The 22029-nt window shown below is 41.4% G+C and carries 21 protein-coding genes and 2 pseudogenes; all 23 read right to left on the reverse strand.

What is annotated here, in order from left to right:
• Positions 1–57 precede the first annotated feature (57 nt).
• Positions 58–465: pseudogene (locus A6755_RS18920) on the reverse strand (chemotaxis protein CheD); the annotation flags it as partial.
• Between the two features lie 4 nt (positions 466–469).
• Positions 470–1153, reverse strand: a pseudogene (locus A6755_RS18925) (Hpt domain-containing protein); the annotation flags it as partial.
• A 21-nt stretch (positions 1154–1174) separates the two neighbouring features.
• The gene (locus tag A6755_RS18930) at positions 1175–2272 is read right to left on the reverse strand and encodes a protein-glutamate methylesterase/protein-glutamine glutaminase (protein WP_063591658.1); all 1098 of its coding nucleotides are present in this window, start codon (positions 2270–2272) and stop codon (positions 1175–1177) included.
• Between the two features lie 959 nt (positions 2273–3231).
• Positions 3232–4011, reverse strand: a complete 780-nt coding sequence (codY, locus tag A6755_RS18935) for a GTP-sensing pleiotropic transcriptional regulator CodY (RefSeq protein WP_057278408.1) — start codon at positions 4009–4011, stop codon at positions 3232–3234.
• A gap of 107 nt (positions 4012–4118) precedes the next feature.
• Entirely contained in the window at positions 4119–5528 is a 1410-nt protein-coding gene (hslU, locus tag A6755_RS18940) for an ATP-dependent protease ATPase subunit HslU (RefSeq protein ID WP_063591659.1), read from the reverse strand.
• A gap of 12 nt (positions 5529–5540) precedes the next feature.
• Entirely contained in the window at positions 5541–6068 is a 528-nt protein-coding gene (hslV, locus tag A6755_RS18945; RefSeq protein WP_034313662.1) for an HslVU peptidase proteolytic subunit, read from the reverse strand.
• Positions 6069–6088: 20 nt separating this feature from the next.
• The gene (gene xerC, locus A6755_RS18950) at positions 6089–6991 is read right to left on the reverse strand and encodes a tyrosine recombinase XerC (RefSeq protein ID WP_063591660.1); all 903 of its coding nucleotides are present in this window, start codon (positions 6989–6991) and stop codon (positions 6089–6091) included.
• Between the two features lie 59 nt (positions 6992–7050).
• On the reverse strand, positions 7051–8358 hold the full coding sequence (gene trmFO / locus A6755_RS18955; protein WP_063591661.1) for an FADH(2)-oxidizing methylenetetrahydrofolate--tRNA-(uracil(54)-C(5))-methyltransferase TrmFO: 1308 nt from the start codon (positions 8356–8358) through the stop codon (positions 7051–7053).
• A gap of 402 nt (positions 8359–8760) precedes the next feature.
• A complete protein-coding gene (topA, locus tag A6755_RS18960) occupies positions 8761–10836 on the reverse strand; it encodes a type I DNA topoisomerase (protein ID WP_034313673.1) in 2076 nt (691 codons plus the stop codon).
• Positions 10837–11101: 265 nt separating this feature from the next.
• Positions 11102–11968, reverse strand: coding sequence for a DNA-processing protein DprA (gene dprA / locus A6755_RS18965; RefSeq protein ID WP_063591662.1), 867 nt, complete (start codon positions 11966–11968; stop codon positions 11102–11104).
• Positions 11969–12086: 118 nt separating this feature from the next.
• Positions 12087–12989: a succinate--CoA ligase subunit alpha gene (sucD, locus tag A6755_RS18970; protein ID WP_034313677.1), complete on the reverse strand. Its 903-nt coding sequence runs from the start codon at positions 12987–12989 to the stop codon at positions 12087–12089.
• An 18-nt stretch (positions 12990–13007) separates the two neighbouring features.
• The gene (gene sucC, locus A6755_RS18975; RefSeq protein ID WP_034313681.1) at positions 13008–14168 is read right to left on the reverse strand and encodes an ADP-forming succinate--CoA ligase subunit beta; all 1161 of its coding nucleotides are present in this window, start codon (positions 14166–14168) and stop codon (positions 13008–13010) included.
• Positions 14169–14646: 478 nt separating this feature from the next.
• Entirely contained in the window at positions 14647–14919 is a 273-nt protein-coding gene (locus A6755_RS18980; protein WP_063591663.1) for an EscU/YscU/HrcU family type III secretion system export apparatus switch protein, read from the reverse strand.
• Entirely contained in the window at positions 14916–15743 is an 828-nt protein-coding gene (locus A6755_RS18985) for a hypothetical protein (protein WP_063591664.1), read from the reverse strand. Before A6755_RS18985 ends, A6755_RS18980 begins: the two co-directional genes overlap by 4 nt.
• A complete protein-coding gene (locus A6755_RS18990; RefSeq protein ID WP_063591665.1) occupies positions 15736–16833 on the reverse strand; it encodes a hypothetical protein in 1098 nt (365 codons plus the stop codon). The genes A6755_RS18985 and A6755_RS18990 overlap by 8 nt, the downstream gene beginning before the upstream one ends.
• Before the next feature lie 13 nt (positions 16834–16846).
• On the reverse strand, positions 16847–17629 hold the full coding sequence (gene rnhB / locus A6755_RS18995) for a ribonuclease HII (protein ID WP_244889756.1): 783 nt from the start codon (positions 17627–17629) through the stop codon (positions 16847–16849).
• 149 nt (positions 17630–17778) lie between these two features.
• On the reverse strand, positions 17779–18657 hold the full coding sequence (ylqF, locus tag A6755_RS19000) for a ribosome biogenesis GTPase YlqF (RefSeq protein ID WP_063591666.1): 879 nt from the start codon (positions 18655–18657) through the stop codon (positions 17779–17781).
• A 17-nt stretch (positions 18658–18674) separates the two neighbouring features.
• The gene (lepB, locus tag A6755_RS19005) at positions 18675–19235 is read right to left on the reverse strand and encodes a signal peptidase I (protein WP_034313700.1); all 561 of its coding nucleotides are present in this window, start codon (positions 19233–19235) and stop codon (positions 18675–18677) included.
• A 218-nt stretch (positions 19236–19453) separates the two neighbouring features.
• Positions 19454–19801: a 50S ribosomal protein L19 gene (rplS, locus tag A6755_RS19010; protein ID WP_034313702.1), complete on the reverse strand. Its 348-nt coding sequence runs from the start codon at positions 19799–19801 to the stop codon at positions 19454–19456.
• 130 nt (positions 19802–19931) lie between these two features.
• The gene (gene trmD / locus A6755_RS19015; protein ID WP_034313706.1) at positions 19932–20666 is read right to left on the reverse strand and encodes a tRNA (guanosine(37)-N1)-methyltransferase TrmD; all 735 of its coding nucleotides are present in this window, start codon (positions 20664–20666) and stop codon (positions 19932–19934) included.
• Positions 20666–21184, reverse strand: coding sequence for a ribosome maturation factor RimM (gene rimM / locus A6755_RS19020; RefSeq protein ID WP_063591667.1), 519 nt, complete (start codon positions 21182–21184; stop codon positions 20666–20668). Before rimM ends, trmD begins: the two co-directional genes overlap by 1 nt.
• Before the next feature lie 10 nt (positions 21185–21194).
• Positions 21195–21581, reverse strand: a complete 387-nt coding sequence (locus A6755_RS19025) for a YlqD family protein (protein WP_034313711.1) — start codon at positions 21579–21581, stop codon at positions 21195–21197.
• 212 nt (positions 21582–21793) lie between these two features.
• The gene (locus tag A6755_RS19030) at positions 21794–22024 is read right to left on the reverse strand and encodes a KH domain-containing protein (RefSeq protein WP_034313713.1); all 231 of its coding nucleotides are present in this window, start codon (positions 22022–22024) and stop codon (positions 21794–21796) included.
• Between the last annotated feature and the right edge of the window lie 5 nt (positions 22025–22029).

The following is a 22029-nucleotide window of genomic DNA, read 5'->3' on the forward strand; positions in this document are numbered from 1 at the left end:
GATTCGGTTGCAAATGTACCTGTCATATTTTTGGCTTTTCAAAAGCCAACTCCGAGCCTATATGTTTTTAGTCCCTTTTGTAACGGTCCGTATATTTAGCAGACAATCATTTAAATTGAATTCAACCGTTCTTCCGCTATTCCCGCCAACATCTTCGGCAACGATTCTAATCCGCAAGTCAGATAACTCTTTCCGGACAGCTTCCACATTCCGGGGTCCGATTCTCATTAAATCCCCTCCGGAGGCAAATTGAAACATTTGTGCTCCTCCAGCCAGCTTCGCTTTGAGGAATGGCATTCTTGCGCCTTCTTTGACTAATACCTGCACTAATTCCTTTATCGCCGTATCTGCAAATTTGGCAACGTTGATCTGTCCCGATTTTGCGAGTGAAGAGTCTGGAAGCATGATATGGGCCAAACCTGCAATTTCTTTTTTTTCACCATAAATCACAACACCGACACACGACAGTTGTTACCATAGTTATCATACATTGCTGATCGAATTGCTCTCCTTCCAAAAGTTCGACGGGTGGGTGTGACTTGATTACTTCACCTAACTTTTCAAGCACTTCGAAAACCATAAACACCATGGCCGCTTTTAAAAGACAGTCCTCACGCAACCCTATCGAAATTTCGAAGCTATTGAAACCTTGATCTTTGGACTGTTGAATTACTGTTCATTCACATTCATCGTACTCTCCCGCAATCACTTCCTTCTTTTCTAGGACGGCAGAAGCTGCTGCAATCTCTGCAATGGTGGAAGAAAAGGGCGACTCCCCTTTTTCAATCATTTCCAGCTGATGGACAACATCCTTCACATTTCTTTTTCCATCTCCACCTTCAGCAATGGACATGACCATCGCTTCTAAATCATCTACCGCTAAAAATATCACGTCAAACAATTCAGGCGAAAGAACGATTTGACTGTTTCGGATCGCATCCAAGACATTCTCCATTTTATGAGTTAAATTGGCTAGATCCTCATAACCCATAGTTGCCGACATCCCTTTTAAGGTATGGGCGGAACGAAAGATTTCGTTTACTATCGAGAGGTCTTCCGGGTTCTTTTCGAGTACCAGCAACTGTTCGCTGCATGTTTGAAGATGTTCTTTACTTTCCTCAATAAATACCTCTAAATACTGATTCATATCCATACAATCTCATACCTCCACGTGTTAACAATAGCTTATTACCACTCTAGCTATTTTTTCTACATCCTCTATGCTATCTATTAACTTGGTATTGATTGCCGCCTTAGGCATACCAAAAACGATTGAAGTCACCTGTGATTCGGCTATCGCTTTTAAAGGACCCTTTTGTTTAAGCTTGGTAAGCCCCTTTGACCCATCCATCCCCATTCCGGTCATGATAACGGCTATTTTCGCATAATCATTCATTTCACTCACCGATTCAATTAGCACATTAACCGACGGGCGATGTCCATTACGCAATTCGGATTGATCCAAAAGGATTGCCCAGCTCATTCCGACTTTCCTCACTTTCAAGTGATAACCTCCAGGTGCGATGTAGGCGACACCTTTTTGAATCAGTTCCCCCTCTTCAGCTTCCTTCACTTTAATCTTGCATAACGAATTCAGGCGTGTTGCCAAGGATTTTGTGAAACCGTGGGGCATATGCTGGACAATGAGTATAGGAGCATCAATGTCTTCTGGGAGTCCTGTCAAGACAGTCTGCAGAGCTCTCGGGCCTCCTGTTGATGTACCGATGACTATTATTTTTTCATATCCATAGGCCCATTTTATTCGATTTTTTTCGTTTATTGGCGATAACATTGAATCTATTTTACTATATTTTCCCCAAACAGATGGGCTTCTTTCAATATTTCTCGCATTTTTTTCTAGTTTGTGAACATTTGCCCTGCTGGCAACCATAACTTTTTCATGGAGTTCTTTCTTGATTTTATGTAAGTCCAATGAAATGGCTCCCGAAGGTTTAGCCACAAAATCAAAGGCTCCGCTGTTCATGGCGGCAAATGTATTTTCCGTTCCTTTTTTTGTTGTGCTTGATAAAATGACTACAGCGGTTGGACATTCATTCATGATCCGATTTAATGCTTCCAACCCGTCCATAATCGGCATTTCCAGATTCAAAGTCACGACATCGGGTTTTAAAGCCTTTATTTTTTCTATGGCATCTATTCCATTCCTGGCAGTCCCGATGACTTCCATCCTGCTATCTTCTGCTAAAAACTCTGAGATTAACTTTTTCATAAATGCAGAATCGTCCACTATCAGCACTTTTACTTTATCCATAGAAGAAGACCTACTTTCCCAAAAAATATCTCTTCATATTTTGGAGGAAACGGCTTTTTTGCAAAGTCAATTCTTCCCCAAATGAATGATTTGCATATCTAGAAGCAATGTCCATGATGGCTTTGGATACATCGGCTTCAGAATCGAAAAGGAGAAAGGGCATTTGGCATTTTCTAGTGATTGAAAAGTATTCGAAAATAATTCCACATCGATCACCTCTTTCTATAATTAACAGATAATTACTTTACCAATAAATTAACCCAGCGGATTTACGTTTTAATTTTAAAGAAACATTATAACTATGCCCATAAACAACACATGGACTTTAGACCTATCAACGTCGAAAATTGTCAAATATTGCTTAAATTTGTCTTTTTTCTCAGTATCATTATAGGGTTAATATTACGTAATCTTACATTTTAATATGATATTCTACATTTTAACCAAATTTTACTTCTGTTAACTTTTATATCATATCGAAAAACCAACCCATATACCTGATACTTTAGAACTATTTTTCACATTTACTTGCAAATAATTATTTTATTTTAGTCAATTTAACCCTTTTAAATAAAGGATTTATAAGAAAGAAACAATTTACTGCATTTTTTCTTTTTTGAAAAAAAACGTTTTTATCAAAGTGTTGAACCATTCGACAAATTTCCCTAATGGCTGAAAACCGTTATCGATAGTCTTTTAAGAACCAAGAAGTTATCCTATCGTTCATTTACACCATTTCGACAGTTATAATAATATAATTACCCTTTATAAGAAATATTTAACTATATCCCGCTTCTAATGGAAAACATGCCTATATTCACCATTTCAATTTTAACCGAATTACCTCTTTTTCCTTTCTCCCCCTGCCCTTCACCGCATTTGCCTGCTTGTCCCGGACAAGTAACACATCCAAATATCAAAAAAAGGCAGCCCTTTTTCAAGGACTGCCTTTCTATATGTTAATTATTTTTAAGCTTCTCTAATTCAAGAAGGAATTTATCGTTCAATACCTTGATATAAGTACCTTTCATTCCAAGAGAGCGTGATTCAATGACCCCTGCACTTTCCAATTTCCTCAGGGCATTTACGATAACGGAACGGGTGATGCCGACACGGTCCGCAATTTTTGATGCTACAAGCAGACCCTCATTACCTTTAAGTTCCTCAAAGATGTGCTCTATTGCTTCCAATTCACTGTAAGATAACGAGGAAATCGCCATTTGAACGACAGCTTTACTACGAGCTTCCTCTTCTATCTCTTCTGATTTTTCACGAAGGATTTCCATACCGACTACAGTCGCACCATATTCAGCTAAAATTAAATCATCATCGTGAAATTTTTCCTGTAAACGGGCAAGAACCAATGTTCCTAAACGTTCTCCACCACCCATAATCGGTACGATCGTTGTTAATCCAGTTGCGAAAAGTTCCTTGTTTTCGACTGGGAAAGCAGTATATTCGCTTTCGATATCAAGGTTCGAAGAGGTTTCAGGAATATTGAACAGGTTTTTTGTGTACTCTTCAGGGAATTGTTTATCTTCCAACATTTTGTACATGCGTTCGTTTTCAATTTGCTGACTTACCGCGATGCCAAGTAATTTCCCGCGGCGGCTGACGACGAATACATTTGCTTCGATAACTTCACTTAAACTCTCAGCCATTTCCTTGAAGTTAACTGCTTTACCTGCTGCTTTTTGGAGCATTGCATTGATTTTTCTTGTTTTTGCTAATAAGTTCATTTGATTTGTTCCTCCTAAAAATACCATGGTTCACAATAACTATGAAGTTGTATTTCCGTAATTTTATGTTCATTGCGTAGGCAAATTATTGCCAAAATTGTTTCTTATTAAAGGATAAACTGGCTTAAATCTTTGTTCCGGGCGATAGAACCAAGCTTACCTTCGACATATTGGGGTGTAATTGTAATCTTCTCCATCGTTATTTCCGGAGCTTCAAAAGATAAGTCTTCAAGCAACCGTTCCAAAATGGTATGAAGTCTTCTAGCACCAATATTGTCTGTGTTTTGATTTACTTCGAAGGCCACTTCTGCTATCTTACGAACAGCATCGTCAGAAAATTCAATTTCTATACCTTCAGTTTCCAATAAAGCAACATATTGTTTTAACAAGGCATTATCCGGTTCATGCAGAATCCGTACAAAGTCGTCTACAGTCAGCTTGTTCAATTCTACACGAATTGGGAATCTACCTTGTAATTCCGGGATTAGGTCGGATGGCTTAGCCATATGAAAGGCCCCTGCAGCAATGAATAGGACATGATCCGTTTTAACTGAACCATATTTAGTCACTACTGTAGAACCTTCAACTATTGGCAGGATATCCCTTTGGACACCCTCTCTTGATACATCCGCTGATGAACTTCCAGATTGCTTACTCGCAATTTTGTCTATTTCATCTATGAAGATGATCCCATTTTGCTCAGCCCCGTATACTGCATCTGAAGTTACTTCATCCATATCAATCAATTTTGCCGCTTCTTCATTTGTTAAAACGGTTCTCGCTTCACTTACTTTCAATTTGCGCTTCTTGCTTTTTTTCGGCATCAAGCTTCCTAAAGCATCCTGCATGTTCATCCCCATTTGTTCCATTCCCGAACCTTGGAGCATATCAAACATCGAAGCAGTCTGTTCTTCCACTTCGACCGTTATCATTTCACTTTCCAGCTCACCATTAGCCAGCTTTTCAGCGACGATTTTTCTTTTTTCCTGCAAACTTAAATCTTCGGAATTTTCTTCCGGGTCCTGTTCGTCTTGATTGTTATTGCCTCCAAAAAAGACTTCAAGAGGATTCTTGAAATTACTCTGTTTTTTTGTTGATGGCACTATTAACTCTATTAGGCGGCGATTTGCATTTTCTTCTGCCCGTTCCTTTACGCTGGCCATCTTTTCTTCCTTCACGAGGCGGACGGAAGTCTCAACCAAATCACGAACCATGGACTCTACATCACGGCCGACATACCCGACTTCCGTAAATTTTGTTGCTTCAACTTTTACAAAAGGAGCACCTACCAATTTAGCCATTCTCCGAGCTATTTCTGTTTTCCCAACACCTGTCGGTCCAATCATTAATATATTCTTCGGAACGACTTCATCACGAAGTTGATCCGAGAGAAGGGAACGTCGGTAGCGATTCCGAAGAGCCACTGCCACTGCCCGTTTTGCTTCACGCTGCCCAACGATATACTGATCCAGTTTTTCAACGATTTGCCTCGGTGTTAAATTAGCTTTTTTTGACATTTGCGCTCCTCCTTACAACTCTTCCACGATTATATTCGTATTCGTAAATACACAAATTTCCGCTGCAATTTGTAAAGATGATTGAGCGATTTCCTTTGCCGATAAATGGTCACTGGAAAACCGCATCAATGCCCTGCCGGCAGCCAGTGCATAATTCCCTCCCGATCCTATGGCGAGAATCCCGTCATCCGGTTCAATTACTTCCCCGGTACCAGAGACGAGCAGCAAATGGTCCTTATCCATCACGACTAACATTGCTTCCAGCTTTCTCAATACATTGTCACTTCTCCATTGCTTTGCCATTTCGACGGCAGCACGCTGAAGATTGCCATTATACTCTTCTAGTTTGGCTTCGAACATCTCAAATAAAGTGAATGCATCTGCAACGGAACCAGCAAAACCTGCAAGAACATTACCATTAAAGATTTTTCTCACTTTCCTCGCTGTATGCTTCATCACTACTGAATTTCCTAAAGTAACCTGCCCATCACCGGACATGGCACATTCACCTTTATGATGCACTGCGAATATCGTTGTCATAAAGTGTCCCCTTTCAACATTTAAGGCCGCGGATGTGATGCATTGTAGACTTTTTTCAATTGGTCTTTTGTAACATGCGTATACACTTGCGTTGATGAAATTTTAGAATGACCAAGCAATTCCTGAACCGTGCGAATGTCCGCCCCATTATTCAATAGGTGTGTAGCAAACGAATGCCTTAGCATGTGGGGATGAAGACTTCCATCTGCGGCTGACTTTTTAATCAATTCATTCAATATATAGCGAACTCCCCTAGGTGTCAGAGGGTCTCCACGAAAATTAACAAATAAATAAACATGCGCCTTGGCGTCAGACGAAGTCAATTCCATCCTGGCTGTACGTATGTATAAATCTATCGCTTCCTGTGCATATCTACCAACCGGAACGTAGCGATCCTTTTTTCCTTTTCCATGGATCAGTACCGTCCCTAAGGAAAGATCGATATCCTGCAGTTTAATATCACAACATTCACTTACGCGAATGCCTGTAGCATACAATAATTCCAGTAAGGCATTGTTCCTTATTCCTATCGGTGAATCTTTCTTTAAAGAAGAAAACAACTGATCCATTTCCTTCTCATAAAGAAACCGTGGCAGTCTTTGATCCTTTTTAGGCAAAGAAGCAAGGGAAAAAGGGTTATCCTTCACATCACCTTCACGCAGTAAAAATTTATAAAGGCTCCGCAAGCAAGAAGTTTTTCTTGCAACAGTGCGCTTAGAAAGTTTTTTCTCATATAAATTCGTTAAATATAACCGGACATCAAGATATTCAACGGACGTGATGTCCTCAATCCCCTGTTCATTAAGGAACAGAAAAAATTCGTGAATATCACGTTTGTAATTTTCAACGGTGTAATGCGAACTGTTTTTTTCAATTTGTAAATATTCGATGAAGGATGATAATGCCTTTTTTTGATTAATCATGGAAACACCTCGCAAAGGCTAATAAATAGTATCATACTTTAAAACAGCAGGCAAATATTTTACAAATTTTTCACAAAGTTCTGAATTGTGTCCAAAGCGCGTTTAGCATGTGTTTCGTTCCGATCTTTTTTGGATTTGATTCTCACTTCAAGGTCTGGAAGCAATCCAAAGTTGGCATTCATCGGCTGGAAGCTCTTACCATTAGTCGAAGTTATGTACCTTGCCATGCTGCCCATCGTCGTCTCCGCAGGGAAAATGATAGGCTCCAAACCTTCGACGATCCTTGCAGCATTGATACCTGCTACAAGTCCCGACGCAGCCGATTCAACATACCCTTCAACTCCAGTCATCTGACCGGCAAAGAATAAATCATCGCGATTCTTGAATTGGTACGTTGGCTTCAAAACATTAGGTGAGTTTATGAAAGTGTTTCTATGCATGACCCCATAACGTACAATTTCAGCATTTTCCAATCCAGGTATGAGCTGCAATACTTCTTTTTGCGGCCCCCATTTCAAATGTGTCTGAAAACCAACAATATTGTAAAGTGTTCCCGCCGCATCATCCTGACGCAATTGAACTACAGCAAAAGGGCGTTTTCCCGTTTTTGGATCTTCTAGGCCAACAGGCTTCAATGGACCAAATAACATCGTTTTCTTCCCACGTGATGCCATCACTTCAATCGGCATGCAGCCTTCAAAAAAGATTTCTTTTTCGAATTCTTTAAGCGGGACTGTTTCAGCAGCAATCAATGCATCATAAAAGCGGTCAAACTCTTCTTCCGTCATCGGACAGTTCAAATAAGCCGCTTCCCCTTTATCATAACGGGATTTCAAATATACTTTATCCATATTGATGCTGTCTTTTTCAAGAATTGGTGCGGCAGCATCGTAAAAGTACAAGTATTCTTCATCCATGATTTGCTTTAAGCTATCAGATAGTGACTGACTTGTAAGCGGACCGGTTGCAATGACGGTAGGACCTTCCGGAATTTCCGTCACTTCTTCATTAATGACCGTCACATTTGGATGATTTTTGACCCTTTCCGTAACAAGACCGGCAAATTCATGACGATCAACAGCTAATGCACCGCCAGCCGGTACAGCACAAGCATCCGCTGCGGACATGATGACCGAATCCAGTATACGCATTTCTTCTTTTAATACACCAACTGCATTTGTTAACGTATTTGCCCGAAGTGAATTGGAACAAACAAGTTCAGCGAATTTATCGGTATGATGGGCTGGCGTTTGTTTTACAGGGCGCATTTCGTATAGATCGACTTTAATTCCTCTTTTAGCTAACTGCCACGCCGCTTCACTTCCAGCAAGCCCAGCACCGATTACACTTACTTTTGTTTCTTTCATTTTTCGAACCTCCATGTATAGATATGATAAGACAGGATCATTTATCATTAAAACTGCTTTCCAGAAGTTTCATTTTTAACGATATCTATGTATTTATACCCGAAATACTCATTCCTGCTAACGATTTATTTTAAAGATATGCCATCCTTATTTACTAAAAGGGTAACGGACGCAAATAGGAATTATATCTTTAAAAGAATGTACTTGTCCACTGAATTTTACATCACATGGCCTAAATAAAAAAGTTTCAAGCTTTATCCATTTTCTTCTTTGAAGTAAATCCACATATCACCATGATATCATACTTCCCTGAACATAAAGAAACCCGGCAGATGCCGAGTCCATTTATATTTAGGGTTTTTCAATCGTTCACAAGGAAAGTAAACGATTTCACGGCCTTTTCTATGCTTGGGGCATTTCTTTAAAATCACAATCCATGCACTGGACCTGGACTCCTTTTTTGAGTTTTTTCTCAACAAGTGTACCTTCACATTTTGGACAACTCCGCGGCAGCGGTTTATCCCAAGATATGAAGTCACATCCAGGGTAGGTATCACACCCGTAAAATATGCGGCGTTTTTTACTTTTCCTTTCAATGATATTTCCTTCTTTACATTTTGGGCATTTGACCCCGATTTCCTTGACGATTGGTTTTGTGTTACGGCAATCCGGGAAATTACTGCATGCCATGAACTTTCCATAACGTCCCATCTTAAAGACCATCCCATGTCCGCACTCCACGCAATCTTCACCTGCAGGTTCATCTTTGATTTCAATTTTCTCCATCTCGACTTCGGCCTTGGCCAAATGAATGGCAAATTCTTTATAAAATTCATCGATGACCTTAATCCATTCAATATTGCCTTCCTCAACGCTGTCAAATTCCTGTTCCATCTTGGCAGTGAACTCTGCATCGAGAATATCCGGGAAGAATTCGCGTATCAATTCGAGAACGATCTCACCAAGCTCTGTCGGGATGAACCGTTTATTATCCAAGGTAACATAGCCCCGTTTTTGAATCGTATCCAAGGTAGGCGCATATGTAGACGGACGGCCTATTCCCAGTTCCTCTAGGGTCTTGACCAGACGGGCTTCAGTATATCGGGGCGGAGGCTGTGTAAAATGCTGCTTCGGCTCGATATCTTTTGAAAAGAATTGATCTCCTTTTTTCACATCCGGAAGTGCATTTTCCTTTTCTTCCACTGAGTCATCGGATCCTTCAACATATACCTTCATGAAACCCGGAAATTTAATTTTTGAACCATTAGCCCTGAAGATGACATCCCCGTTATGCAGGTCGATGCTCATCGTATCCATGACCGCCGAAGACATTTGACTGGAAACGAATCGTTCCCAAATCAATTTATAAAGACGGAATTGATCTCTGGATAAGAACTCCTTGACTACACCCGGTTCACGTAATGTGCTTGTTGGCCTGACCGCCTCATGCGCGTCCTGGGCATTAGTTTGTTTTTTCTCCTTGCGCTGCTCGACCTGAACATATTCTTTACCATAATTATTTTGAATGAACGTATGGACTTCCTCTTTGGCACTATCTGAAATACGGGTCGAATCGGTTCTCATATAAGTGATTAACCCGACTGTACCTTCCTTGCCAAGTTCGATTCCTTCATAAAGCTGCTGAGCAAGCATCATGGTTTTCTTCGCACGGAAATTCAATTTACGTGCCGCTTCCTGTTGCAGGGAAGAAGTTGTAAAAGGTGCTGCTGGATTGCGCCTTCTTTCCTTTTTAGCCACAGCTCCTATCGTAAATTCGCCGCCATTTAAAGAAGCGAGCACTTTTTTGACGTCCTCTTCGGTATTTAATTCCTTCTTCTCGCCGCCAAGGCTGAAGAAAGAACCTTCAAACTGTTCTTTCCCTTTTACAAAATCAGCCTTGATTGTCCAATACTCTTCCGGAATAAAATCTTTGATCTCCTTCTCCCGGTCAATGATCATCCGTACAGCAACCGATTGGACCCGTCCCGCGCTTAAGCCTTTTTTCACCTTTTTCCACAATAACGGGCTTATATTGTATCCGACCAAACGGTCCAAGACCCTTCTTGCCTGCTGTGCATCAACCAATTTCATATTTATTGGCCTAGGCGATTTAAATGATTCCTTGATAGCCTCTTTCGTGATCTCGTTGAATACCACGCGGCAATCTGAGTTAACGTCAACATCAAGACTGTGAGCCAAATGCCAGGCAATCGCTTCCCCTTCCCTGTCGGGGTCAGCCGCGAGATAGATTTTTTTCGCTTTTTTTGCAGCGGTTTTCAATTCTTTTAAAACCGGGCCTTTGCCGCGGATAGTTATATATTTAGGTTCATATTCATGTTCAACATCGACACCCATTTGACTTTTAGGCAAATCGCGTACATGCCCCATGGAAGCCTTTACTTTATATTTTTTTCCCAAGTAACGTTCTATTGTTTTCGCCTTTGCGGGCGATTCCACAATCACTAAGTATTCTGACATCCAATAAATCCTCCTCAAAGAGGTAATATAAATCTTCACTATTATTAATCATTCAAAAATCATTTGTCAACACCTCTTTATTTTTCAAAGCATGCTGATTCATTTATTTCTAGTTTTTTTACAAGAGGTGCCATTTGCAAAACTTATAACAGTTTTACAATATTTTCAACCTTTTTGTCTAATAATTCAACCCACCCTTCAAAAAAAGCACCTATTTTTTCAATTTTCCCGTTTGATTCTCCGTCTATCTTCTATATTATATTGTTCAAAACTCTTCCTCGATCTGCCTGGAGCTAAAAACAAGTTTGGCACCATCATATATCAATTGATTGGTACCCAGTGATTCAGGGCTCGTAACATTACCAGGAAGCGCAAATACTTCCCTGCCGTGTTCCAAAGCAGCTTGTGCCGTAATAAGGGAACCGCTTCTTTCTTTTGCCTCCACCACGAATACGCCCTGTGATAATCCACTGATGATTCGATTCCTAAGTGGAAACATCCATGGTTCCGCCTTCACTTCCGGTGGAGTCTCAGATATAAGCAGGCCTTTATTCATGATTTCTTCAGCAAGGGTAAAATTGGATTTCGGATATATTTGCTTAAGCCCTCCGCCTAAAACCCCGATCGTATCTCCGCCTTCCCTTAATGTGATCTTATGTGACTCTGCATCGATTCCAGCCGCCATTCCGCTTATGATCACGAACTTTTTCTTTACAAGCGGTAATAGAATCGTTTTTAAGGCCTCCAGCCCATACGAGGTTGGCTTGCGTGTTCCAACAACACCTAGGGTATTCTTCCTTGTTAAAAGCTTCTTATCACCTTTAAAATAAAGAACCCACGGAGGATCGAATATTTGCTTTAGCAAAAAAGGATATTCATTATCGAAGATCGTCAAACAATGGATTTGGCTATCTTCGTATTTTTTAAGTTTTTCGATGGAATGGAGTGAATGTAAATCTTTGAGAAAGAGGTTAAGCTTATTTGAAGGGATAGGGAGCATTTTTGCCCATTCAACGTAATTCGTCGTGAACAGGGAAGATAATGATGGGTCTTTGGACATGATTGCTTGGATTGTTTTCCATCCTGCTCCGCGGCAATGATGGAGATGGATTAACTTTTCTTTTTTATTCAATCGGAAACGCCCCTAATCGGATATTTTTAAAGGTAGGTTGATAGTGATGCACTTGGTCTCTCCCGAGGAAATTCGAGGAAATAAAGACCGACCCAAAAAAAGGTCGGCCCAGCTTAAATCAATGTGTTTTACAAGGTTCGTAAATATCTTTTTCTTTTAAAACGGAAATCAATGTTTCTCCCATTACGGATGGAGTTTCGGCAACTTTAATTCCACATTCGTTCATGACGCGGATTTTCTCGTCAGCCGTCCCTTTTCCTCCTGAGATAATGGCACCAGCATGTCCCATGCGTTTACCGGCAGGAGCCGTACGGCCACCAATGAAACCAACAACTGGCTTAGTCATATTTTCCTTCACCCAGATTGCCGCTTCTTCTTCTGCCGTTCCGCCGATTTCCCCGATCATGATCACCGCATGTGTTTCCGGATCTTCATTGAACGCTTTTAATACATCAATGAAATCCGTTCCGTTAACGGGATCTCCACCGATACCGACAGCCGAAGATTGCCCGATGCCTGCTTGTGATAATTGGTGAACAGCTTCATATGTCAAAGTTCCAGAACGGGAAACTACGCCTACATGGCCTTTTTTGTGGATATACCCTGGCATGATACCAATCTTACACTCTTCAGGAGTAATGACACCCGGGCAGTTCGGTCCGATCAAGCGAGTTTTTTTGCCTTCCATGTAGCGCTTCACCTTGACCATATCCAGTACAGGAATATGTTCCGTGATACAAATGGCAAGATCAAGTTCTGCGTCTACGGCTTCAAGAATTGCATCGGCAGCAAATGGTGCCGGTACATAGATAACAGATGCACTCGCGCCGGTTTCAGTGACAGCTTCGGAAACTGTATTGTATACAGGTACCCCTTCCACTTCTGTTCCACCTTTACCCGGAGTGACTCCCCCTACGATTTTCGTGCCGTATTCCAACATTTGTTTTGTATGAAATAATGCTGTTGCACCAGTGATTCCCTGAACGATCACTTTCGTATCTTTATTAATATAAACGCTCATTATGTTCCCCCCTGCCTATTATCCTACAAGTGATACTATTTTTTGTGCTCCATCTGCCATTGATTCAGCAGCCGTAATATTTAAACCTGACTCTTTTAGAATCTTTTTGCCAAGGTCCACATTCGTTCCTTCAAGACGAACAACAAGAGGGACATCCAGTCCAAGCTCTTTGGCAGCAGCCACGACACCTGTAGCGATGATGTCACATTTCATGATTCCTCCGAAGATATTAACGAAGATGCCTTTAACATTTTGATCGGAAAGGATAATTTTGAAAGCCTCTTTTACTTTTTCCTCAGTGGCGCCGCCACCTACATCAAGGAAGTTAGCCGGATCTCCCATATAATGTTTAATGATGTCCATCGTCGCCATAGCAAGCCCGGCACCATTAACCATGCATCCGATATTTCCGTCAAGCGATATGTAACTTAGGCCATGTTTTGATGCTTCAATCTCTTTCGCATCCTCTTCATCCAAATCACGGTACTCCGCGATGTCCTTATGGCGGTAAATCGCATTATCATCGAAATTCAATTTAGCATCAAGCGCCATTACATCGCCGTCGCCCGTTACCACTAATGGGTTGATTTCCGCGATTGAGCAATCCTTATCAACGAAAGCTGTATATAGGTTAATCATCAGTTTAGAAGCTTTATTTATAAGTGAAGCCGGAATATTGATATTGAATGCAATCCTCCGTGCTTGGAAACCAGTCAGGCCGACAACCGGATCGATTACTTCTTTGAATATTTTCTCTGGTGTCTTTTCGGCCACTTCTTCAATTTCCGTACCGCCTTCTTCAGAAGCCATCAATACGACACTGTCCGTAGCACGGTCAAGGACAAGCCCGATATAATACTCTTTAGTAATGTCGCAGCCTTCTTCAATAAGTAAACGCTTAACTTCCTTGCCTTCAGGTCCCGTTTGATGGGTCACCAGTGTCTTGCCAAGAATCTCTTCTGCATATGTACGTGCTTCATCAAGATTCTTCGCTACCTTGACTCCGCCGGCTTTACCGCGGCCGCCCGCATGAATTTGAGCTTTGACGACAACAACTTCCGTACCTAACTCCTTCGCTGCTTCAACTGCTTCATCAACAGTAAAGGCAACCCGGCCATTTGGAACGGATACCCCGTATTGTCGCAATATCTCTTTCCCCTGATACTCATGGATATTCATTTCCCATCCTCCTTATCTACTAAAAAACAACTTTGGAATTTAATGCGTGTTTTCTCTATCATATTACAACAAAATTCTCCCTCGTGCATAATATTCTTTCACATAATTTTTGAAATATTATTATAATATACTTCCTTACCCTTTAATAAAATAGAAAAAACCTTCTGCTCCGTTGTGTTTTTTTCTTATTAATAGCATTTATTTCGGATCTGAAATTCTAGTACAAATAGAGTCATATTTCTATCAAAATCACTTCCATGAAAGCCTTTTCAATCTTTTGATCCAAAGATACCCTCATGAAAAACCACTGTCAAAACCTGGTCTTGATTCAAAGGAAAAGCAAAAGGACAAAGCCATGGCCTTGTCCTTTAACAAATAGTTTAGTATTTTTTTAATATAATGAAAAATCATCAGTGATTTCCCTAATATTCTACATAAACCAACAGAAACCCATTGGTGAAACCAAATGGGTGGTCTCCTACCGATTCATGTCCTTGTCAACTTTATAAATGAATGCAAATACCTCTGCAACAGCTCCATACAATTCTTCCGGAATCGTTTGATTTATATCCAATTGACCTAAAAGTGCAGCAAGCGATTCGTCCCTTTGGACCGGTATATCGTGTTTCATGGCCTTTTCCATAATAGTTTCAGCCGTTTTCCCTTTCCCCTTGGCCAATATGACGGGCGCTTTGGATGTCTTTTGATCATACTTTAAAGCAATGGCTTCTTTTCGTTTATCATTTATCATATTCGAATATCCACTCCACTATATGAACCCGCATCTGAAAAAGGAATCGGTTTCCCCCTAAGGTCCCGCTCTTTTCCATATACGGCATTTACAAACGAAACTCCTGATAATCTGTAATCCATTTTCCCAAGATTCTCTCTCAGGATGCCAAGATATTGACCGGCCGCCTCTTCAAGGGTTGTACCATGCCCATTGATGACCATCACTTTTATGATTCGGTTTTGAACCTGCATGTCGATGACCGTCTCTTCAAGGCGCTCCAATTCTAAATAAAATAGGACTCGGCAGTAATCCGGGTCTATTTTGCCTTCTTTTGTCTTCCTTCCGCTCCATTGTATCGTCAGATCCGTTTGAGCGGACCCCAGATTGAGTGGAAGTGTAAGGAGTAAATTCTGAATCGGCCCGTTTTCCTGTGAAAGGATCTGTTGCGCAGTAATCCGATTCAGGATTTGTTCTGCCATCTCCTTGATAGCTGCCGGAATTTGCTCATTCAGCAATTTAAGCAGCAACGGTTTAAGTGTCTCTAAATCATTGGGGAAATCCGCCATATCATCTCCTGGAAGATTGATGAGTGCATGTTCCAGCTGGAGTCCAAGGATCTTGGTCATTTCTTTCAGTTGGTGTGCGACAGAAGGTCCATTGGTGAAATCGATTGATTGAAAATCAGCTGCCAATACATGTGAAAGGACCAGCTTCTCATTAATCCTAGCATATTGGGCCTCAGGAGGCTCATTAAGCGACTTAAACAGTAACTCAGCCGCTTTACCCTTCGACTCAGCTACTTGCTCTGTGTCCATATTCAAGTAGCCTATAAGGTCATTCACTTCTATTTTTTCCGCCTACTGCATTTGTAGCTATCGCTTCGGCAAAAGCATTCTGGAGTAAATGAAAGGCAAGAGGGGTAAGTTTTTCTGCAGGAATGTTTTGTCTCTGCATCGAGTGGATATCAATTAGTTTTGCCTTCTCGTGATCATGCCTATTCAATATGCGGTTAATAGCCATTTCGATTTCTTCAACATGTGCAAATGCTCCGCCTTTAGCCTCGGAAAGCAACTGCAATCCTTGGTGTAATTTATCAATCGCTGAATTTTTAGTAATACCGGACCTAACCTCAGCTCCATCCACTAAACTTTGCAGAAAGACGGATTCCGTCATCCCCTTTGGAACGAAACCCGTCTTTTGAAGCAGGGAAAATGCCGCGGATTTCATTTCTGGCGTTGAATCGGAATTCAGCCAAGTGGTCACAAGTTTCTGTAAACCTATTTGTTGAAGCTGGTTCTGTTTGGCAACATGTAAAGAGTCCAATACCTCCTTTAGTTTGGATGCAGTCCTCGTTACTGCCCCACCATCCTGCAGCTGCTGCCTGAAGCCACTGAGGAGTTTGTGGAAAGGTTCACCTTTGGACTGCGTAAATAATGCATCAAATACACCTTTTACAAAAGGCAGTTGCTGAATGAACATTGTTTTTATTACAGGAAGACCAACTTCTGCAGCATCAGCAGCTTTTAACCATTGCAAAGCGGATCGAAAAGTCTCCTTGGTTATCGGAAGGCGGTTTGTCAGCAGGTATTCGGCAAGCTTGGTTGCGGCCGGTTCAGGTTTTATGCCGAGGTGAGCGATCAATTGTGCAACTGTTCCCTTTAAGCCAGAAACGTTCAAATTGGGGGAATCTAAAGCTTTTAACACGACAGACCCCTCAATTGGTTGCTGCACTTGAAACCAATACTTCACTCCTGTACGAAGCGGGATATCAAGAGTGGCAACCATTTTTTGATGGCCAAACTGTACCTCGGCCGTTTGGTTAAGAAAAACCTTATTTACCTTCCCGAAAAGGATTTGCCCGTTTTTCAAACTCGCAGTTCCTTTTATTTCAATGGGTGAAGCTACAGGTTGACCGCTTGCTATGGATTGCACCACTCATCCCCCCTTATCCCTTCGTTCGTGCAGCGATTTCCTTAACTGGCGCAAAACTTCTTCTATGCCAAGGTGTAAGCCCGTGTATGTCGAGCGCTTCTAAATGTTGGCTTGTCCCGTAACCCATGTGCTTTCCAAAACCATATTCCGGATATTTTTCACCATATTCCTTCATCATCCTATCACGAGTCACCTTGGCTATTATGGATGCCGCAGAGATGCTAATGCTTCTTGCGTCACCCTTTATGAGCGAAAGCTGGGGAATCGGCACATCCAGTTCCATCGCATCGATCAACAAATGATCCGGAAGTTCTGACAGATCGTTCACTGCAGCCACCATTGCCTTTTTCGTAGCTTGATATATATTGATTTCATCAATTACTTCGCTATGTACAACACCTACACCTACGGATATCGCTTCCTTAAAAATCATCTCATAAAACTGTTCCCTTTTTGACTCCGGAATCTTTTTAGAATCATTAAGCCCTGGCAAATAAAAAGAATCAGGCAAGATGACTGCACTTGTCACAACCGGTCCTGCCAGAGGTCCTCTTCCCACTTCATCGATGCCAGCGAGAATGGAAAACCCCTGTTTCCTTAATTGCCTTTCAAACTCTGTCATTTCCGTGAAAGCATCCCTTACCTGTTGTTCTTTTTCATAAGTTCTTTGCCATTTGTTTACTAAGTCGGTTACTCCCTTCCGACCGTCCTCCCGACATTTCTGTATAAATAAATCTTCAGGCTCTTTTATCGTCTTTAACTTTAAGGAGATTTCCTTAATGCTCATTGCAGTTATCATCTTTTATCACCCATCATTTTAATTATCGGCAGTCTTGCTTCCTTTCTACAGTTCAAACAAAAATACGGAGCGGAAAAGAGACATCAAAAAGAAAAAATCTTTTCGACATCCAACTCCAGCTCCGTATTACAACACTCAAGTCAATGTTAATCTGATTCGGGGATATCATCCTTTTCATAATCCGAAGGAACCTCGAACGTAAGCGGGCCCATCTTTTCTGAACGGATTTCACGTACGACCAACTCTGCGGTTTTGTCATAATCGATGAAGCCCCCAGATGCTAAACAGCCCCTGAACTTTCCGACAGCATCAAACAATTCGAGCGTTTCCTGTGGAATTATATCCAGGTTATAACGGGATTTCAGTCTTTCCGGGTATTCTTTTTCCAAAAAGCGAAGGCCGTATAATGAGACTTCGTGCAAGTTTAAAATCGTATCCTTGATTGCACCTGTCAACGCAAGCTTCAAACCTACTTCTTGATCCTCGAATTTCGGCCAGAGAATCCCCGGCGTGTCGAGCAATTCCAATTCCTTACCCACTTTTATCCATTGCTGCGCTTTAGTGACTCCAGGTGTATTTCCTGTTTTGGCAATGTTCTTTTTGGCAAGTCGATTGATTAAAGTCGATTTCCCCACATTCGGAATGCCGACTATCATGGCACGGATCGCTCTCGGCTTTATTCCTCTTGATTCCATCCGCTCATACTTTTCTTTTAAAAGATTTTTGGATGCAGCTGTAATCTGGTTTAAACCGTTTCCTGCCTGTGAGTTAATGGCAATCGCCGTTTTCCCCTGCGATTTATAATGTTCGAGCCACATATTCGTTTTTGCCGGATCGGCCATATCAGCTTTATTCAAAAGGATGACCCTCGGTTTATGCTGAATGATTTCGTCGATCATCGGATTTCGTGAAGATGCCGGAATCCGGGCATCCACAAGTTCAAAGATGATGTCGATCAGTTTTAATTTCTCTGTTACTTCCCGTCTTGCTTTGGCCATATGGCCAGGGAACCACTGTATTGTCAATGGAATCCACCTTCCTACTATTCCGCCAATCGAAAGTCTTCGATCGGCCAATAAACTAATTTAGTTTTTCCTAACACTTTATCGTAAGGAACGACACCTACACCAATATGGCGGCTATCCTTGCTGAAACGGCGGTTATCCCCCAGGACAAATAGGTGGTCTTCAGGCACCGTTCCTTGTTCTATGACATCACTTAATGTAAAAGGTTCCGTCAAAGCCCCGCCATCAATCAATTGTTCTTTATATTCATCCAAGTATGGCTCATCATAAGCTTTTCCATTCACGTAAAGAGTATCATTTCTATATTCAACTTTTTCCCCTGGCAATCCGATGACCCGCTTTATGTAATCTTTGCCTTCTGGAGCTTCGAAAACGATAATGTCGAATCTTTTGGGTTCGCCAATCGAATAGGAGATTTTATTAACGATCATGCGGTCCGTATCCTTTAATGTCGGCATCATGGAATTGCCGTCCACAACAATAGGAGCCAGGAGGAAATAACGAATCAGCGTCGCCGCTATAACCGCGATTATGACCGCCTTTGTCCATTCCCACAATTCATTTTTCTTTTTCGCCATCCTTATCCACCCTTTTTGAAGCATATCAACAATTATTTTAACATGTTGCGGACGCTATAGCGAGCAGGATTCTATATAGCTTTCACCCTATGTGCATTCATCGTTTCTTAAAGTGCAAAAAGGGAGCCTGATAAACAAGCTCCCTTTTTTTGCATGATACTGTTTGGTTATTCACCTTATGTGGATCATGGTAAACCCGCATGAAGATATTCGAAGAATTAACGACGAATTTCTTTAATACGTGCTTTTTTACCACGAAGTTCGCGTAGGTAATAAAGTTTCGCACGACGTACTTTACCGTGACGGATAACTTCTAGTTTCGCAATTTTTGGTGTGTGAACAGGGAAAGCACGTTCTACTCCAACTCCGTAAGAGATCTTACGTACTGTGAAAGTTTCACTAACTCCGCCGCCACGACGTTTGATTACAACGCCTTCAAACAACTGGATACGTTCGCGAGTTCCTTCAATAACCTTTACGTGTACACGTACTGTGTCACCAGGTCTGAATGATGGAAGATCTGAGCGAAGTTGTTCTTTTGTGATTTCGTTAATAAGATTTTGCATCGATTTCAACTCCTCCTGGACGCTCTTGCAAATACTTATTGTTTGCAGCGGAACATCGTTATAAGACTGAGCATTTTGCCCAAGTCACAAGGTATATCCTATCATACTCTAAGCGTCGATGCAATAGACATCAGTCTTCTTTTTTAATCTCGGACAATAATTTTTTTTCAACTTCAGATAGTTCATAACTATCGAGTAAATCCGGACGTCGAATCCAAGTTCTGCGCAGAGATTCCTTCATCCGCCATTCATCGATTTTTTTATGATTCCCGGATATTAGCGGATCGGGAACTTTCATCCCCCGGAAATCTGCAGGTCTAGTATAATGGGGATGCTCTAACAAACCAGAAGAATAGGAATCAAGGATCGGGGAGTCAACATTCCCCAAAACGCCCGGCAGCAAGCGAACAACGCTATCAATAATGACCATTGCGCCCAATTCCCCGCCTGTAAGCACAAAGTCACCTATAGATATTTCATCCGTTACGACATGCTCCCGGATGCGCTCATCATACCCTTCATAATGCCCGCAAATGAAAATGAGATGTTCTTCTTCAGCAAGCTCTTCGGCTTTTTTCTGCGTGTAACGCTCTCCCTGGGGACAAAGCAGGACTACCCTTGGGGTTAGCTCACCTTGCCCTTTAAGAGCTTCCACAGCATCAAAGATCGGCTGTGCCTTTAATACCATTCCGGCACCGCCTCCATAAGGATAATCATCTACCGTCGAATGCTTATTATCTGCATAATCTCGAAAATTGGTCACCTTATAGCTAACAGCCTGCTTTTCCGCAGCCTTTTTTAAGATTGACGAACCAAATACCCCTTCGAACATTTCTGGAAAAAGCGAAAGCACATCGATTTTCATCAGTCTAAAAGTCCTTCCATCGGTGTAATGATGACCTTTTTAGCGGAAATATCCACTTCTTTAACAATTTGTTCAATATACGGGATCAGGATGTCCTTACTGCCAGCTTTATTAATGACCCAAACATCATTGGCACCAGGCGTAAGAACCTCAACGATTTCCCCAACTTCCATTCCTTCATCGGTAAATACCGAACAGCCGATGATTTCATGGAAGTAGAACTCACCTTCGTCCAATTTACCAAGCTGTGCTTCCTTCACTTTCAGGACCCCGTTTTTAAATGCCTCGACCTGTCCGACGTTATAATAGTTCTCGAACGTCAATAGGTTAAAGTTTTTATGGGTGCGATGCGACCTGATGATGAGGGGCAAGGGTTTTTTCTCCGTGTCCCTAAACAGATACAGAGTATTTCCCACTTTGTATCGTTTTTCCGGAAAGTCTGTTGAAGAAATTACACGGACTTCTCCTAAAAGACCATGTGTGTTGACAATTTTACCTACATTAAACCATTTTTCCATTCTTTCACCTCTAACGAATTTCCGAGACGATTCCATCTTTTATGACAATGGTCTTCGTTGCCATGATTTCGTCCCAATCTGCCCCAATTTCCACATCAATGATACTTTGAACTTCCCGTTCCTTCAATTCACTACCTGCGGGAAGGATCTCCAACTGCTCCATTTGAAATTCAAGCAGTTTAATTTTTTCTTGCCTCTGGTTTATTTCTTTTTCAAAATGAGCACGGAGACTAGCAGGTTGGAGAGTTCTTGTTTTTTCAAGTTTTTTCAGTTCAAAGCGAAGCTGTTCACTCTCTTTTTGAAGCTGAAGGCGTTTTGACTTGTATTTCTCGAGGAGCTGATTCTTGCTGGATTCCGTTAATACTTGGTTAACGATTACATTTTGGAGAATTTTCATTCCAGCACCTCCTATTATCTAAGATTTCTTATTTCCTTCAAAAAATATGTATGATGGGGTAATCTTTTTGAAATGGGGGTCATTCTCTTAAGTATAACGTAAATCGATAAAAGATGCGTCTTAAAAAGGCGTAAAGTTTAAAGTCCGGGTCTATTCAATTAGGATCCAAGTCGAAATTTCAAGTACAAAAAAAGGAGGGGTATTAACCCTCCTTATTCGGAAATCTCCAAATAGATTTTCTTCTGCTGTGAAGATCCTGCTGCATATACCACAGTCCGAATCGCCTTAGCAACACGCCCTTGTTTACCGATAACCTTGCCCATATCCTCTTTATGAACGGAGAGGGTATAAACAATCCGGTCGGATTCTTCCTTGGAGGTCACAATGACCTCTTCCGGATAATCCACAAGTGCTGAAACAATCGTTTCAATAAGTGCTTTCATCAACT

This window comes from Peribacillus frigoritolerans, assembly GCF_001636405.1.
GTDB lineage: Bacteria > Bacillota > Bacilli > Bacillales > DSM-1321 > Peribacillus > Peribacillus frigoritolerans.